A 14966-nucleotide genomic window follows, 5' to 3' on the forward strand; every position below is an offset into this window, starting at 1 on the left:
CACAAACAAAAACGGCACCACCGCAGGTGATGCCGTTTTGATGACGAAAATGTTGCGTCAAGCGTACACAAAATGCGCGCGTTTTACATTGCACAGCAGTTCGTAGCTGATGGTCCCGGCCTTGGCGGCCACGTCGTTCACGCTGATGCTGTCACCCCACAGCTCCACTTCGCTGCCCACGCCGGCCTGCGGCAGGTCGGTCAGATCAACGGTCATCATGTCCATGGACACACGGCCGATCACCTGGCTCTTCACACCGTCGATCAGCACCGGGCTGCCGGTGGATGCCAGCCGCGGGTAGCCGTCGGCATAGCCGCAGGCCATCAGGCCGACACGGGTTGGCCGCACGGTGACGAAGCTGGCGCCATAGCCTACCGGCTCGCCCACACCCAGCTCGCGCACGCCGAAGATACGGGTGGAAAGCCGCATCACCGGCTTGAGCCCGGCGGCGGACGGGTGGCCGTCCGGCAGCGGCGAGGAGCCGTACAGCATGATGCCCGGGCGGCCCCAGTCGCGGTGCGCGCGCTCGTGGATCATGATGCCGGCGGAGTTGGCCACACTCACGTCGCCCTCCAGGCCGGCGGTGGCGGCATCGAAGGTGGCGATCTGCGCCGCGGTGGCGTCGCAGCCCGGCTCATCGGCGCGGGCGAAGTGAGTCATCTTCACGATGGCATCCACCTTGCCGCTGGCCAGCAGGCGCTGGTGGGCGGCGGCGTAGTCGGCCGGGAAGAAGCCGGCGCGGTGCATGCCGGAATCCATCTTCAGCCACACGCGATACGGCTTGTCGGCCGGTGCGGCCAACAGCATTTCCATCTGCTCGCGGCTTTGCACCACCAGCCACAGGTCGTGCGCCTGCACCTCGGCCAGTTCGGCCTGCTCGAACACGCCTTCCAGCAGCAGGATCGGGCCGGTGATGCCGCCGGCGCGCAGCTGCAGCGCTTCTTCCAGGCAGGCCACGGCAAAGCCGTCGGCCACGTCAGCCACCGCCTGGGCGCAGCGCACCGCGCCGTGGCCGTAGGCATTGGCCTTCACCACGGCCAGCGCGCGGCCGCCGTGGCGCTGGCGGGCCAGCAGATAGTTATGACGGAAATGATCCAGACGAACGTGGGCAATCAGGGGACGCATATCGGGCTTCTTGGAATCTGATGGTGACGGACAAGAAAAATCCCGCCGCGCGCGGCGGGCCACCAAGGCTGCCGGTGCGCTGGCAGCAATGAACTTGTGACCGTACTGCGGGGCAGGAATTCACACCCGTTCACGGTTCGCAGAACCGGGAACGGGCGCTCGGGCAGTGATCAGGCCTTGGCCAGTACCGGGGTCTGCATCGGTACCACCAGGGTCTGGCCGGACTTGGCGTAACGCTGCATGGACAGGCCATCCACGCTGATTTCCGGCTTGGCGCCAACAATCTGGTCGGCCAGCACTTTGCCGGAACCGGCACACATGGTCCAGCCCAGCGTGCCGTGGCCGGTGTTCAGCGACAGGTTGCCAAAACGGGTGCCGCCGATGATCGGGGTGCCGTCCGGCGTCATCGGGCGCAGGCCGGTCCAGAACTCGGCGCGGGACACATCGCCGCCGTCCGGGTACAGATCGGTAACCACCATTTCCAGGGTGGCGCGGCGCTTCGGGTTCAGGCTCAGGTCGAAACCGGCCAGCTCGGCCATGCCGCCCACGCGGATACGGTTGTCAAAGCGGGTGATGGCGATCTTGTAGGTTTCGTCCAGCACGGTGGATACCGGCGCGCCCTTGGCATTGGTGATGGGCACGGTCAGCGAGTAGCCCTTCACCGGGTAAACCGGGATGTCGATGCCCAGCGCCTTCACCATGTCGCGCGAGTAGCTGCCGGTGGCCACTACGTAGTGGTCGGCGGTCAGCACTTCGCCATCCACGCGCACGCCGGTCACCTTGTCGCCATAGGTGTTGATGCCGTCGATGCTCTTGCCCCACAGGAACTTCACGCCCTGCTGCTCGCACATCTCGGCCAGCAGGGTGGTGAACAGCTGGCAGTCACCGGTATCGTCGTTGGGCAGGCGCAGGCCGCCCTTGAGCTTGTGCTTGGTCTTGGCCAGCGCCGGCTCGATGCGGGCACAGCCGTCGGCGTCCAGCACCTGGTATTCCACGCCGCACTCTTTCAGCACTTCGATGTCCTTGCCCATGGCGTCCACCTGCTGCTGGCTGCGGAACAGCTGCAGAGTGCCGCCGCTGCGGCCTTCGAAGTTGATGCCGGTTTCGGCCTTCAGTTCGCGGATCTTGTCGCGGCTGTACTCCGCCAGGCGCATCATGCGGCCCTTGTTGACGTTGTAAGCCTCGTAGTTGCAGTTGGCGAACATGCGCGCCATCCACTCCCACTGGTAGGTGCTGCCGTCCACGCGGATAGCCAGCGGGGCGTGCTTCTGGAACAGCCACTTCAGCGCTTTCATCGGGATGCCCGGCGCCGCCCACGGTGCAGCGTAGCCCGGGGAAATCTGGCCGGCGTTACCGAAGCTGGTTTCCAGCGCCGGGCCCGGCTGACGTTCGATCACGGTCACATCCACACCAGCCTTGGCCAGATACCATGCGGTGGAAATACCAACGACACCACCACCCAATACGATGACTTTCATGCGCTTCTCCGTAACCTTTCCCCGCGGGAAACCCCGCTTGCTTGCTGTGTATTTTGCCGCCTGGACGACGTTCAGTGATTTTGCGTAGTATATTGAGAGAAACGCAGTTTTTTTCACTTAGTTTCACTATACATGTAGTGAAATTTCTTCTGAAAATCGGTATTCATAGTGAAATCGCAACGCACAATTGGCACAAGCCAGCGCCAGCTTGACCGCACCGACCTGAAGATCCTGCAGCACCTGCAGGCCAATGCCCGCATATCGATGACCGAGCTGGCCGACAAGGTGGGCCTGTCCACCACACCGTGCACCGAACGGGTGCGCCGGCTGGAACGCGACGGCGTGATCGAGGGCTACCATGCGCGCCTCAACCCGCAGGCACTGGGCGCCAGCCTGCTGGTATTCGTGGAGATCAAGCTGTCCGCCAAATCCGGCGACATCTTCGACGCCTTCCGCCGCGAGGTGCAGAAGCTGCCGGACGTGCTGGAATGCCACCTGGTCTCCGGCGAGTACGACTACCTGCTCAAGGTGCGGCTGCCGGACATGTCGATGTATCGCCAGGTGCTGGGCGACATCCTGCTCAAGCTGCCGCAGGCCAACGAGTCGCGCAGCTACGTGGTAATGGAGGAAGTGAAGGAAACCGCCATCCTGCCGCTGGGCAACTAGCGCGCACCAAAGCGGCGCAAGCGCCTGATTACGCACCGCTTTAACACACTACAGGCACCAAAATGGCACCTCATCCGGCATAAACCGCAGGCAGGCGCCATTTTGGTGAGCTGGCACCGAAATTGCTCATAGACGCCCCAATATCATGCATAACAACGGGACGCCCTGATGACCGCCATTTCTCCGAATGACGTGCTGTTTCTGCTGCTTGGCGCGGTAATGATCCTGGCCATGCACGCCGGCTTTGCCTTTCTGGAACTGGGCACGGTGCGCAAGAAGAACCAGGTCAATGCGCTGGTGAAAATCCTCACCGACTTTGCCGTTTCCGCCATCGCCTACTTCTTCGTAGGCTACAGCGTGGCCTACGGCGTGAATTTCCTGGGCGACGTGAACCACATCAGCCAGCACAGCGGTTACGAGCTGGTGAAATTCTTCTTCCTGCTCACCTTCGCCGCTGCCATTCCCGCCATCGTCTCCGGCGGCATTGCCGAGCGCGCCAAATTCCACCCGCAATCCGCCGCCACCTTCCTGCTGGTGGGCCTGGTGTACCCGTTCTTCGAAGGCATTGCCTGGAACGGCCACTACGGCGTGCAGGGCTGGCTTGCGGCCAACCTTGGCGCCCCGTTCCACGACTTTGCCGGCTCGGTGGTGGTGCATGCGGTGGGCGGCTGGATCGGTCTCGCCGCCGTGCTGCACCTGGGCGCGCGCCGTGGCCGCTACAGCAAGGAAGGCCGCATTGCCGCACATCCGCCCTCTTCCATCCCCTTCCTGGCGCTGGGCGCGTGGATCCTGATCGTGGGCTGGTTCGGCTTCAACGTGATGAGCGCGCAGAAGATCGCCGGCATCTCCGGCCTGGTGGCCATCAACTCGCTGATGGCCATGGTGGGCGGCACGCTGACCGCGATGTGGCTGGGCAAGAACGACCCGGGCTTCATCCACAACGGCCCGCTGGCCGGCCTGGTGGCGGTATGCGCCGGCTCCGACATCATGCATCCGGTGGGTGCGCTGGTAGTGGGCGGCGTGGCCGGCGCCATGTTCGTGTGGCTGTTCACCCTGACGCAGAACCGCTGGAAGATCGACGACGTGCTGGGCGTATGGCCGCTGCACGGCCTGTGCGGCGCCTGGGGCGGCGTGGCCGCCGGCATCTTCGGCCAGCACTTGCTGGGCGGCGCCGGTGGCGTGAGCCTCTTCTCGCAGCTTGCCGGCACCCTGGGCGGCATCGCCGTGGGCTTTGGCGGCGGCTACCTGGTGTACGGCCTGCTCAAGCACAGCGTGGGCATCCGCCTGAGCGACGAGGAGGAATTCAACGGTGCCGACCTGTCCATCCATCAGATCACCGCCACCCCGGAGCGGGAGAGCAACTGGTAACAGCACTGCCGGCACGCCACGACCTCAACGCAAAACCGCCACACTCCAGACCGGAGGTGGCGGTTTTTGCATGCAGCCAACGTTGGCCGCAAGCCCTGGCACAAAAAAACACGGCCCATAGCGGGCCGTGTTTTTGGCAGTACATAGCGCGCCGCGCTACACCGCATCCACATTGTTCTGCACGTCGCTGTCCTTGAGCACTTCCTGCGCCCACACCACGGCATCCATGTACAGGCGGGTCACCTGCTCCAGGCTCACCCGCTGCGCTGCGCCAAGGCTGGCGATGGCGTCGCTGTCGTCCTTCTCGCAGGCTTGCGCCAGCTGCAGCTGGCCGGCGAACAGGCCGCGGCCGTGCAACAGCGCATCGGCAATCGTCACCGGCAGCCCCAGCGGCGCCAGCGCCTCGGCCAGCGAGGTGCCCAGCAGCGCGCCCAGCATGGAGAACGTGCCGGTCAGAAACAGGTGTTCAGCTTCCAGGCGGTTGCCGTGCAGCAGGCCCAGCTCTTCCATGAAGCGGCCGCGAATCAGCGATTTTTCCATCAGCGTCAGTGCGGCGCCGGTGTCGCCATCCGAGGTGAACAGCATCAGCGACAGCCACTTGAACAGGTTGTCGCGCCCCAGCAGCAGGATGCTTTCCTCGATGGTCTGGATCTTGCGGCTGAGGCCGTTCACCGGCGCATTCACGTAGCGCATCAGCTTGAACAGCAGCAGCGAATCCAGCTTGAACTGCGCCTCGATGGCAGCAATCGGCGCTTCGGCGCGCAGCAGGCGCATCACTTCCAGGATGCGGCCCTGGTTCGGCGCTTCCTTGCGCCCTGTCGCCCTGGGCTGTGCCACGCTCAGGTAGGAGCCGTGAAACAGCGCAAAGCGCTGGCTGGCCGGCGAATGCAGGCACAGGTCCAGCTCTTCCGCGGAGTTGATGTTGCGGGCGAGCCAGCGCACGTGCTGCAGCCGCTGCGGCAGTTGCTCCAGCAGCGGGAACAGCGCGCGCGTGTTGGGCGCGGCGAAGTCCAGCACCAGGTAATCCAGCCGCTGGTAGAAGTCCAGCGCCGCCGGCTCGCTGCCGTAGCGCGCCGGTTCGGCGGCAAAACGCCAGCCGGCCTGGCGCAGCGCATCCAGCCGTGCCAGCAGCGCCGCATCCAGCACATCCCCCGGCAGGGCTTCCAGCACGAAGATGCAGCTGGCCAGCGGCAGGTTCTGCGCCGGCAAGTCGTCCAGCGAAGCCAGCGACAGGTGGATGAAGGCGCGGCGGTAGGCCAGCAGGCGGAACACGTTCATATTGCGCAGCGTGGTGAGCAGCAGCTGGTCGAAGGTGCGCTGGTGCGCCGGGCTGTTGGCCCGCCCCAGGCTGCCCTTGACCACGAACTCGTAGGCCACCACGCGCTGGTTGCGATCCTGCAGCGGCTGGTGGGCAACAAAGCCCAGCGACTGCACCTGGTCCAGCGGCGCGGCGCTGTCGTCGACGGCTGGCGCAGCCATGGCAGCGGCGGCTGCAGGCGCGGCCACGGCCACTTGCGGCTCGGCCACCGGGCTGGCCGCTTTGTCCCTGCCCAACAGGCCGCCAATCAGTTTTTTCAGCATTGCTTGCTCTCTGCAGAAGCTTGATGGGTGGATGCGGCGGGCAAGCCAGGCTTGCCGCTGCCGCACACGCCGGCTACGCCCAATAGCGGCGCAGCACGGCATGCATCCAATAACAATAAATTGTGCACCGGCACTGCGCCAGCCTTGCGGCCAACTATCAAGGCTGGTCGCAAGGCGGCGGAACGCCCCGGCGGGGCTTCCGCCCTACCCCGACGTTGGCCGCAGGCCAAAGAAAATGCCGTTCACCGGCAAGCAGTGAACGGCATTGCAGCAGCAGCGTCGGCTAGCGGCTTACATGGTTTCCAGTACCGCGATACCCAGCAGGCCGAGGCCAGTCTGCAGCGTTTTGGCGGTAGCAGCGGCCAGCTGCAGGCGGCTGGCGCGTACGGCGCCTTCGCTCTTCAGGATCGGGCAGGCTTCGTAGAAGCGCGAGAACAGCGTGGCCACGTTGTACAGGTAGCTGCACAGGTGGTGCGGCTGGCTGCTGTCGGCTACCGCGAACAGCACGTCCTCGAACTGCGCCAGCGCCACCGCCAGCTGCTTCTCCGCCGGCTCTTCGATGACCACCTTGGCGGCAGGATCAAAGTCCTCGGCCTTGCGGAACACGCTCTGCACGCGGGTGTAGGCGTACTGCAGGTAGGGGGCGGTGTTGCCTTCGAAGCTGAGCATGGAATCCCAGTCGAAGATGTAGTCGGTGTTGCGGCTCTTGCTGAGGTCGGCGTACTTCAGCGCGCCGATGCCCACGGCAGCGGCGATCTGGCGGCGCTCCGCCTCCGGCAGCTCGGCATTCTTGCTGCTCACCAGCTGGAAGGCGCGCTCGATAGCCTCGTCCAGCAGTTCCACCAGCTTGATGTTCTCGCCGGAGCGGGTTTTCAGCGGCTTGCCGTCCGGGCCCATGATGGTGCCGTGGCCGATGTGCTGGAAGTCGGCGCTCGCCGGCAGCCAGCCCGCCTTGCGCGCGGTGGTGAACAGCTGCTGGAAGTGCAGGCTCTGGCGCGAGTCCACCACGTACAGGCAGCGATCCAGGCCCAGCTTGCCGATACGGAAGCGGATGGCGCCCAGGTCGGTGGTGGCGTACAGGTAGCCGCCGCCCTGCTTCTGCACGATGAAGGCCGCCGGCTCGCCTTCCTTGTTCTTGAATTCGTCGAGGAACACTACCTGCGCGCCCTGGTCCTCGGTGAGCAGGCCCTGCTGACGCAGCTCGGCCACCAGCACCGGCAGGTCGTCGTTATAGAAGCTCTCGCCACGTACGTCGCCGTCGTCCAGCAGCAGGCCCAGCTTCTGGTAGATGGCGTTGCAGTGGGTGAGCGACAGCGCAACGAACTGGTGCCACTGTTCCAGCACCTCGGCATCGCCGGACTGCAGGCGCACCACGTAATCGCGGGCGGTGTCGGCGAAGGCTGCGTCTTCGTCGAAGCGCTTCTTGGAGTGCTTGTAGAAGGTGTCCAGATCCTTCAGCTCCAGGTCGGCCTCGCCGCTCTTGCGGGCCTCCACCATGTAGGCCACCAGCATGCCGAACTGGGTACCCCAGTCGCCCACGTGGTTCTGGCGCACTACGTCGTGGCCGATGAAGCTGTTCACCCGTACCAGCGCGTCGCCGATGATGCCGCCGCGCAGGTGGCCGATGTGCATTTCCTTGGCCAGGTTCACCGAGGAGTACTCCACCATCACCTTCTGCGGTGCCACCTTGGCGATGCCCAGCGCCTCGTCGGCCAGTGCGGCCTCGACGCGGGTGGCAAGGAAGGCCGGGTCAAGATGGATGTTGATGAAGCCGGGGCCGGCGATTTCCACCTTGTTGGCGATGCCGGCCAGGTCCAGCTTGGCGATCACCTGCTCGGCCAGCACGCGCGGGTTCATTTTCAGAGCCTTGGCCGCGCCCATCACGCCGTTGGCCTGATAGTCGCCGAATTCCGGCTTGGAAGCGGGTTGCACCACGGCCGGGGCGTCCGGCGCACCGGCGGCGGCCAGGGCGGCGACGACGCGGTCGTTGATCAGTTGCTGGATGGTCATGCGGGCCTCTGGAAATCAAAACCGGACGCGATGGCGTCCGGTGTAAATGCAATGCAGCAATTTTACGGCCAAAGCAGGCTTGCGGCCAACCTTGAATGTTGGCCGCAAGCTGCCGGCTGTTTTACAGCAGGCGCGCCAGCAGCGCCTTTTCCATGCCGGCCATGTCCGGAATCCGTACCTTGAAGCCGTTGCCGGAAGCCACCTCGATGGCGGCGCCGTCGCGGGTCATCTGGCCCAGTTCCACGATGCGGTTGCCGCTGGGGTGGATGATTTCCAGCTTGTCGCCCACCGCGAAGCGGTTCTTCACGTCGATCAGCGCCCAGCCGTCGGCGTCCACTTCCATCACGTCGCCCACGTACTGGCTCTGCTTGGCCTTGGAGTGGCCGCTGAGGTAGTTCTGGTAGTCCTGGCTCTGGTGGCGTTCCAGGAAACCCGGGGTGTAGCCGCGGTTGGCCAGGCCATCCAGCTCGGCCAGCAGGCCGAGGTCGAACGGACGGCCGGCCACGGCGTCGTCGATGGCCTTGCGGTATACCTGGGCGGTACGCGCCACGTAGTACAGGCTTTTGGTACGGCCTTCCACTTTCAGCGAATCCACGCCGATCTTCACCAGCTTTTCCACCTGCTCCACGGCACGCAGGTCCTTGGAGTTCATGATGTAGGTGCCGTGCTCGTCTTCCATGATCGGCATCAGTTCGCCCGGGCGGTTGCCCTCTTCGATCAGGTACACCTTGTCGGCCAGCGGGTGGCGCTGCTGGCTGCCGCAGGAGGAGAAGCCCTGGTTGGCGTCTTCCAGTGCCTTGCCGAAGTCGAAGTCGATCTTCTGCGGCTTGACGTCGCCGGCATCGTCACCCTGGGTGTCGTGCACCTTGTAGTCCCAGCGGCAGGCGTTGGTACAGGTGCCCTGGTTGGGGTCGCGGTGGTTGAAGTAGCCGGACAGCAGGCAGCGGCCGGAGTAGGCAATGCACAGCGCGCCGTGCACGAACACTTCCAGCTCCATGTCCGGGCATTCCTGGCGGATCTCGGCGATCTCGTCCAGGCTCAGCTCGCGCGACAGGATGATGCGGCTCACGCCCAGCTTCTGCCAGAACTTCACCCCCATGTAGTTGGTGGTGTTGGCCTGCACCGACAGGTGAATCGGTACCTCCGGCCATTTCTCGCGCACCATCATGATCAGGCCGGGGTCGGCCATGATCAGCGCGTCCGGCTTCATGGCGATCACCGGCTCCATGTCGGCGAGGTAGGTCTTGATCTTGCTGTTGTGCGGCAGCAGGTTACTGGCCACGAAGAACTGCTTGCCGCGCGCGTGCGCTTCCTCGATGCCGGTACGCAGCTCTTCCAGCTTGAATTCGTTGTTGCGCGCACGCAGGCTGTAGCGCGGCTGGCCGGCGTAGACGGCATCGGCGCCAAAGTCGTAGGCGGCGCGCATCTTGTCCAGCGAGCCGGCAGGCAGCAGAAGTTCCGGGGCTTTCATCGGTGGGTGGTCTTTCGCGTATTCAGTGGGTGAGGCAGGACAGCGGCAGCGGCGCCAGGTCGGGCTCGACAAAGCGGCGGCGGGCGTTGTCGTCCTGCAGTTTCTGTTCGGAATAATAGTGGCCGATCAGCGCCTGCGCATCGTGCAGCAGGTCGTGGTTGGCGGCCAGGAAGGCAGGCCAGTCCGCCACCTGCGCCGGCGCTTGTTCCAGCCGGCTGTAGATGATGGTGATGAAGGCCAGCGTCAGCGTGTGGTGATACTTGTGTGGCGCGCCCTTGGCCATGGCAAAGCGCGACAGCGCTCGCGCGCAGCGCGCCGCCGCCTCGCGGGCGGTGTAGCTGCGGCGATAGGCCCAGGCCGCCCGCAGGTGGGCCTGGTGGTCGAACTGTTCGGCAGGCAGCGCGTGACTCTCCAGCTCGCGCAGGAATGCCTGATGCTCCATGATGTCTCCGGGTACAAGACGCAAAACATAAAAGGCCCCGGTAGGGAGCCTTTTATCAAGATTTTGTTGCGGTGCGATTATGCTCGCCGCCCGGTGGAGCGTCAAGGTTGGCCGCAGTCGGCAATGCGACATTAAACCGCTGTTTTTTCTACCATAAATCCCCTTCAGCGCCGCGGGCCTTTCAGCAACGCGGCCAGCCCCAGGAACTGCATGACCACGCCCACCACCATGCACAGGCTGGAGAACAGCTCCACCAGCGCGGAGCCGCCGGCGCCCTGCCGGCTGGCGCTGGCCAGCATGAACAACAGGGTGCCGGCCACGATCACGGCAATGGCCAGGCGGCGGTTGGCCTTCATTTTTTCAAACAGTGCTTGCATCGGCTTGCTTCTCCCGGGCTTCGCGGCACACCGCGAAGTCCTGCAACATGGTCAGTTCGAAGGCGCTGAAACCGGCATCCAGCCGCGCCTCCAGGTTATAGGCACCGCGCAGCTCGCCCACGTGGTAGTCGCGCAGCAGCTGGCGGAAGGTGTCCAGCGGGTCCAGGCCGCGCGCATCGCACAGCATGGTGAACCAGTAATTGCCCACCCGCACATGACCGATCTCGTCGCGCAGCACGATGTCCAGCACCGCCACGGTGTCCACGTCGCCCATGCTGCGCAGCTTGTGCTGGATCGGTGGCGTGGCATCCAGCCCGCGCGCTTCCATTACCCGCGGCACCAGCGCCATGCGCACCAGCACATCGTGATCGGTCTTTTGCGCCATTTCCCACAGCGAGTTGTGGGCAGGGAAGTCGCCGTAGTCGTAGCCCAGCACCTGCAGGCGCTGGCGCAGCAGCTGGAAGTGCCCGGCCTCCTCGGCGGCGATGCGCAGCCAGTCGTCCACGTAGGCGTGCGGCATGTCGCGAAAGCGCCAGGCGGCATCCAGCGCCAGGTTGATGGCGTTGAACTCGATATGGGCGATGGCGTGGATCAGCGCGGCGTGGCCTTCGCGCGTGCCGACGCCACGACGCGACACCTCGGCAGGCGCCACCAGGGTTGGCCGCAACGGGCGGCCGGGCGCCGGCACCGGGTACAGCGGCGCCGCGGCATCGCGCGGCAGCGATTGCCAGCGCGCGTACAGCGCCTGCACCGCCGCCGGCTTGTCATCGATATCCGCCGCCAGCAACAGCTGTTCGATGGCGGGGTACAGTGAAACGTCTGGCTTCATGGGCCGGCATTGTACTGTGCTGCCGCGCCGTGGCCCAGCGCCCGGCAATGCTTGCGAAATGTCAGTTGCCTGCAGCCAAGCGTGAGGCATAATTCAGGCACCATGGACCCGAGGAGAACATCATGCTGTTCAATACCAGCCTGCTGGGCGAGGTGGATGTAGACGAACACAGCATCATCACCTTTGCCGAAGGCTTGCCGGCATTCGAGCACTGCAAGCGCTTCAAGCTGTTTCACGACGCCGGCTGCGAAAGCCCGCGCGTGCACTGGCTACAGTCGCTGGACGACCCGGACGTGCTGTTCAGCGTGACCGACCCGGGCAATCTGCGCATCCGCTACGAAGTGCAGCTGAATGACGCCGAAGTGGCCGCACTGCAGCTTGCCCGCCCGGAAGACGTGGGCGTGCTGCTGATCATCTATCGCGAAGACGAGGAAGATCGCAAGCAGCCACTGCTGTCGCACCTGCGCGCCAATGTGCGCAACCCGCTGATCATCAATTTCGCCAATCAGCGCGGCCTGCAAAAAGGCAACCTCGACTGCGATATCGTGTTCCATAACCGCGTCGATTAAGGCCGGATCAGCCTGCTGCGCCTGCCCAAACAGCGCCCGCCTACGCGGGCGCTGTTTCGTTTACGCCGAAAAGGTGCAGGCGGCAAGCCAGACCACCGAGGGCATCCGCAGCCTGCCGGATCACGGCCGGCACAGCACCGGGCAGACCGCCGCCTCCAGCCAGCGCCCGGCGGCGCTGATGACGCAGCTCCAGGTGGACTGAGCCCCCGCCTGCGGCCAACCCTGCCCTGCCGCCCGCCCCGGGCGGCAAGACCCTACCTGCCGAACAGTTGCCATTCCCCCTCTTCGCGGCTATCTTCCAGACGCTTGATTACTACAAACCCGAGGCCAGCCCACCCGGCCGGCCCAGGAGATTCATCGCGTGAGCCAACAGAGTTCCAAACAGCAACCCGACTACCGGGTGCCGGTATCCACCCGCATCCGCGAGCGACTGAAAGGCGCACAACGCCGTTTTCACGCCAACGACAATATTGCCGACTTCATCGAGCCGGGCGAACTGGACGAGCTGCTGGACGAGGTCGAGGGCAAGATGCGCGAGGTGCTGCAAAGCCTGGTGATCGACACCGACAGCGATCACAACACCCAGGACACTGCGCGCCGCGTAGCCAAGATGTACCTGAACGAAGTGTTCCGCGGCCGCTACGTAGCACAGCCGGCGGTAACCGAGTTCCCCAATGCCGAGCGCCTGAACGAGCTGATGATCGTCGGCCCCATCACCGTGCGCAGCGCCTGCTCGCACCACCTGTGCCCCATCATCGGCCGGCTGTGGATCGGCGTGATGCCCAACGAACACTCCAACCTGATCGGCCTGTCCAAGTACGCACGCATCGCCGAGTGGGTCATGAACCGGCCGCAGATCCAGGAAGAAGCGGTGATCCAGCTGGCCAATACGCTGCAGGAAAAGATGAGCCCGGATGGCCTCGCCATCGTGATGGAGGCCGATCATTTCTGCATGCACTGGCGCGGCGTCAAGGACAGCAACTCGCAGATGGTGAACAGTGTGATGCGCGGCGTATTCCTGACCAACCCGGACCTGCGCCGCGAGTTCCTGTCCCTGCTGCCGAAAAAGTAAGGAGGCTGCGAAAAATTACGGTTTCCAGGCTGAAACAAGCCGGGCGAGACAAGTCACGCACGAAAAATCCCGACGCCGCATATATGTTGATAGCTAAGAAGGGATTTTCGTGAGCGATGCCGCATCGCAACGAAAGCGGGAATTTTTCGAGGTGCCACAAGCCGGAGAAACACCATGCTCGTTCGTCTACTCTATGCCAGCCGCAGTACCCAACCTCGCGGCCAGGAGCTGCTGGAGGCCATCCTCAACCAGTCGCAACAGTACAACCCCGCGCATGGCATCACCGGCGTGCTGTGCTACAGCGGCGACATCTTCGTGCAGGTGCTGGAAGGCGGCCGCAGCGAAGTCTCGGCGCTGTACAACCACATTGCCGCCGACACCCGGCACCAGAACGTGGAGCTGCTGAGTTTCGAGGAGATTACCGAACGCCGCTTTGCCGGCTGGACCATGGGCCAGGTCAACCTGGCCAAGGTCAACCCCGGCCTGCTGCTGCGCTACTCGGAAAAGCCGCAGCTGGACCCGTTCAGCATGGGCGGCAGCAGTGCGCTGGCGCTGCTGGAGGAGCTGATCGCCACCGCCTCCATCGTTGGCCGCAGCAGCCACTAGCACACGACGAGATGCCCATGCACGCGGCCCGACAGCCACAAACTGTCGGGCCGCCGTGTTTTCATACCCCAGCATCTTGTAGTTTGCGGCTTTGCCGCCACAACTGTGGCAGAAAATGGCAAGCGCATCATGGGCGAGGTGTCACGGATCAAACGGCTGTAATACAGTAGCAATGTGCATGGCGTTGAATGTGCCCTGCCACAACTTCTGGTCGTTGAACGGAGAAGCCTCATGCGTCGCTTTAACCCCAACCCCGAATATCTGCAGGTCCGCGCCGAAGTGCGCAGCAATGAACTGGCCGGCAAGCCGATGCCGCGCACCACGCCCAAGGACGTGCGCAACGCCAATGCCCGGCGCGAGATAGAACGGCGACGAATGGAGCGTGACGCACGCGAATGACACCGACAAAGGCACCCCGCGGGGTGCCTTTCGCTTTGCCGCCGCTCAGGGGCGCAAGCGGCTGGCCAGCGCCGGGTCCAGCCCGGCCATGAAGGCCTCCACCGCGCGGGTGTAGCCATCGTCGCTGCCCAGCGTGGCATTGATGTCGCGGTGTGAACGGGCCACCGGCAACAGCTCTGCCCGGCCACCCAGCTGGCGAGCACGGGCCACGAAGCGCGATGCCTCGTCACAGGGTTTGTCCGGCCGCTGTTGCGAGCACACCGCCAGCAGTGGCGGCATCGGCTGCTGCAGCTGCGCCAGCGGCGACACCGCCGGCCAGCCCGCCGGGTCGGCACCGAAAGCCTGATCGTAGAAACGGAAATGCCGCCGCTGCATCAGTGCCGGCACATCGTAGGCGGCGCTGTCCAGCGCCACCGTGCCCAGCCACGGCTGCAGCCCTGCCGCCTGCTGCAGCGGGCGCGACGCCGTGAGCAGCGCCACCAGGTGGGCGCCGGCGGAATGTCCCATCAACACCACCTTGCGGCCGTCACCACCCCAGCGCGGCGCCTGTTGCTGCACCCAGGCCAGTGCCGCCGCCACGTCCTGCGCCTGCTGCAGCGGTGCCGCCTGCGGCAGCAGCCGGTAATCCAGCGACACCAGCACCATGTGCTGCGGCACCCAGCGGCCAACCTTGGCGGCCACCACCGCTGCCGACTGCCGGCTGCCGGTACGCCACGCACCGCCGTGCACCATGACGATCACCGGCATGCCCTGCACGCCGGCCTGCGGCCAGTACGCATCCATCTGCTGGCGCGCATCGGCGCCGTAGGCCAGCCCGGCCTGCGTGGCGATGCCTGGCTGGCGCAGCCGCCACGGCACCGCGTCCTGCTCCTGCATCTGCGCTTCCAGCCGTGCGGCCAACCTTTCCGTCAGCCAGCCGGCGTGCGCAGGGGCAGCGGCAAGCAAGCACATCAAAAGCAGGTAACGGCGCATG

Annotated in this window: 16 protein-coding genes; 7 read left to right on the forward strand and 9 right to left on the reverse strand. The window is 64.9% G+C overall.

All coding sequences use genetic code 11. From position 1 onward, the window contains the following. Positions 1 to 57 precede the first annotated feature (57 nt). Positions 58 to 1125, reverse strand: a complete 1068-nt coding sequence (gene alr / locus PSELUDRAFT_RS17175; RefSeq protein WP_088967989.1) for an alanine racemase — start codon at positions 1123 to 1125, stop codon at positions 58 to 60. Positions 1126 to 1295: 170 nt separating this feature from the next. After that, positions 1296 to 2720, reverse strand: a complete 1425-nt coding sequence (locus PSELUDRAFT_RS17180; protein WP_369800069.1) for a D-amino acid dehydrogenase — start codon at positions 2718 to 2720, stop codon at positions 1296 to 1298. Between the two features lie 51 nt (positions 2721 to 2771). Between PSELUDRAFT_RS17180 and PSELUDRAFT_RS17185 the strand changes: the two genes are divergently transcribed. Together PSELUDRAFT_RS17185 and PSELUDRAFT_RS17190 are read left to right on the forward strand one after the other, a co-directional pair. Then, on the forward strand, positions 2772 to 3269 hold the full coding sequence (locus PSELUDRAFT_RS17185; RefSeq protein WP_231895251.1) for a winged helix-turn-helix transcriptional regulator: 498 nt from the start codon (positions 2772 to 2774) through the stop codon (positions 3267 to 3269). A 168-nt stretch (positions 3270 to 3437) separates the two neighbouring features. Beyond that, complete coding sequence (locus PSELUDRAFT_RS17190; RefSeq protein WP_088967991.1) at positions 3438 to 4637, forward strand: ammonium transporter; 1200 nt, start codon at positions 3438 to 3440, stop codon at positions 4635 to 4637. 156 nt (positions 4638 to 4793) lie between these two features. On the opposite strand, the gene PSELUDRAFT_RS17195 is transcribed toward PSELUDRAFT_RS17190, so the two are convergent. From PSELUDRAFT_RS17195 to PSELUDRAFT_RS17220, 6 genes are all read right to left on the reverse strand, one after another. Continuing rightward, the gene (locus tag PSELUDRAFT_RS17195; protein WP_088967992.1) at positions 4794 to 6218 is read right to left on the reverse strand and encodes an EAL and HDOD domain-containing protein; all 1425 of its coding nucleotides are present in this window, start codon (positions 6216 to 6218) and stop codon (positions 4794 to 4796) included. Positions 6219 to 6509: 291 nt separating this feature from the next. Continuing rightward, positions 6510 to 8228 (reverse strand): arginine--tRNA ligase, encoded by a 1719-nt coding sequence (gene argS / locus PSELUDRAFT_RS17200; protein WP_088967993.1) that lies wholly within the window; start codon positions 8226 to 8228, stop codon positions 6510 to 6512. A 121-nt stretch (positions 8229 to 8349) separates the two neighbouring features. Further along, on the reverse strand, positions 8350 to 9699 hold the full coding sequence (gene yegQ, locus PSELUDRAFT_RS17205; RefSeq protein ID WP_088967994.1) for a tRNA 5-hydroxyuridine modification protein YegQ: 1350 nt from the start codon (positions 9697 to 9699) through the stop codon (positions 8350 to 8352). 22 nt (positions 9700 to 9721) lie between these two features. Beyond that, complete coding sequence (locus PSELUDRAFT_RS17210; protein WP_088967995.1) at positions 9722 to 10141, reverse strand: hypothetical protein; 420 nt, start codon at positions 10139 to 10141, stop codon at positions 9722 to 9724. A gap of 164 nt (positions 10142 to 10305) precedes the next feature. Then, complete coding sequence (locus PSELUDRAFT_RS17215; RefSeq protein WP_088967996.1) at positions 10306 to 10518, reverse strand: hypothetical protein; 213 nt, start codon at positions 10516 to 10518, stop codon at positions 10306 to 10308. Next, positions 10502 to 11347, reverse strand: coding sequence for a ferritin-like domain-containing protein (locus PSELUDRAFT_RS17220; RefSeq protein ID WP_088967997.1), 846 nt, complete (start codon positions 11345 to 11347; stop codon positions 10502 to 10504). The genes PSELUDRAFT_RS17215 and PSELUDRAFT_RS17220 overlap by 17 nt, the downstream gene beginning before the upstream one ends. Before the next feature lie 122 nt (positions 11348 to 11469). Between PSELUDRAFT_RS17220 and fliW the strand changes: the two genes are divergently transcribed. The 5 genes from fliW (at position 11470) to PSELUDRAFT_RS19625 (ending at position 13993) form a co-directional block, all read left to right on the forward strand. Further along, positions 11470 to 11916 (forward strand): flagellar assembly protein FliW, encoded by a 447-nt coding sequence (fliW, locus tag PSELUDRAFT_RS17225; protein WP_088967998.1) that lies wholly within the window; start codon positions 11470 to 11472, stop codon positions 11914 to 11916. Positions 11917 to 11989: 73 nt separating this feature from the next. Further along, on the forward strand, positions 11990 to 12118 hold the full coding sequence (locus PSELUDRAFT_RS19960; protein WP_255374059.1) for a hypothetical protein: 129 nt from the start codon (positions 11990 to 11992) through the stop codon (positions 12116 to 12118). Positions 12119 to 12277: 159 nt separating this feature from the next. Then, positions 12278 to 12988 carry a GTP cyclohydrolase I gene (gene folE / locus PSELUDRAFT_RS17230; RefSeq protein ID WP_197693900.1) on the forward strand — a complete coding sequence of 237 codons (711 nt, stop codon included), beginning with the start codon at positions 12278 to 12280 and terminating at the stop codon, positions 12986 to 12988. 174 nt (positions 12989 to 13162) lie between these two features. Next, the gene (locus tag PSELUDRAFT_RS17235) at positions 13163 to 13594 is read left to right on the forward strand and encodes a BLUF domain-containing protein (protein ID WP_088968000.1); all 432 of its coding nucleotides are present in this window, start codon (positions 13163 to 13165) and stop codon (positions 13592 to 13594) included. 231 nt (positions 13595 to 13825) lie between these two features. Next, on the forward strand, positions 13826 to 13993 hold the full coding sequence (locus PSELUDRAFT_RS19625; protein ID WP_164497435.1) for a hypothetical protein: 168 nt from the start codon (positions 13826 to 13828) through the stop codon (positions 13991 to 13993). Positions 13994 to 14038: 45 nt separating this feature from the next. Here the strand turns inward: PSELUDRAFT_RS19625 and PSELUDRAFT_RS17240 are convergent, their stop codons facing one another. After that, positions 14039 to 14965, reverse strand: coding sequence for an alpha/beta hydrolase (locus PSELUDRAFT_RS17240; RefSeq protein WP_197693901.1), 927 nt, complete (start codon positions 14963 to 14965; stop codon positions 14039 to 14041). Position 14966 lies beyond the last annotated feature (1 nt).

This window comes from Vogesella sp. LIG4, assembly GCF_900090205.1.
In the GTDB taxonomy this organism is placed as follows: domain Bacteria; phylum Pseudomonadota; class Gammaproteobacteria; order Burkholderiales; family Chromobacteriaceae; genus Vogesella.

Bases quoted from the DNA above. Each gene is read 5' to 3' on its own strand.
- alr (WP_088967989.1), bottom strand. From the start codon at position 1,125: ATGCGTCCCCTGATTGCCCACGTTCGTCTGGATCATTTCCGTCATAAC.
- yegQ (WP_088967994.1), bottom strand. From the start codon at position 9,699: ATGAAAGCCCCGGAACTTCTGCTGCCTGCCGGCTCGCTGGACAAGATG.
- PSELUDRAFT_RS17240 (WP_197693901.1), bottom strand. From the start codon at position 14,965: ATGCGCCGTTACCTGCTTTTGATGTGCTTGCTTGCCGCTGCCCCTGCG.
- PSELUDRAFT_RS17220 (WP_088967997.1), bottom strand. From the start codon at position 11,347: ATGAAGCCAGACGTTTCACTGTACCCCGCCATCGAACAGCTGTTGCTG.
- PSELUDRAFT_RS17195 (WP_088967992.1), bottom strand. From the start codon at position 6,218: ATGCTGAAAAAACTGATTGGCGGCCTGTTGGGCAGGGACAAAGCGGCC.
- PSELUDRAFT_RS17215 (WP_088967996.1), bottom strand. From the start codon at position 10,518: ATGCAAGCACTGTTTGAAAAAATGAAGGCCAACCGCCGCCTGGCCATT.
- PSELUDRAFT_RS17235 (WP_088968000.1), top strand. From the start codon at position 13,163: ATGCTCGTTCGTCTACTCTATGCCAGCCGCAGTACCCAACCTCGCGGC.
- argS (WP_088967993.1), bottom strand. From the start codon at position 8,228: ATGACCATCCAGCAACTGATCAACGACCGCGTCGTCGCCGCCCTGGCC.
- fliW (WP_088967998.1), top strand. From the start codon at position 11,470: ATGCTGTTCAATACCAGCCTGCTGGGCGAGGTGGATGTAGACGAACAC.
- PSELUDRAFT_RS17190 (WP_088967991.1), top strand. From the start codon at position 3,438: ATGACCGCCATTTCTCCGAATGACGTGCTGTTTCTGCTGCTTGGCGCG.
- PSELUDRAFT_RS17210 (WP_088967995.1), bottom strand. From the start codon at position 10,141: ATGGAGCATCAGGCATTCCTGCGCGAGCTGGAGAGTCACGCGCTGCCT.
- PSELUDRAFT_RS19625 (WP_164497435.1), top strand. From the start codon at position 13,826: ATGCGTCGCTTTAACCCCAACCCCGAATATCTGCAGGTCCGCGCCGAA.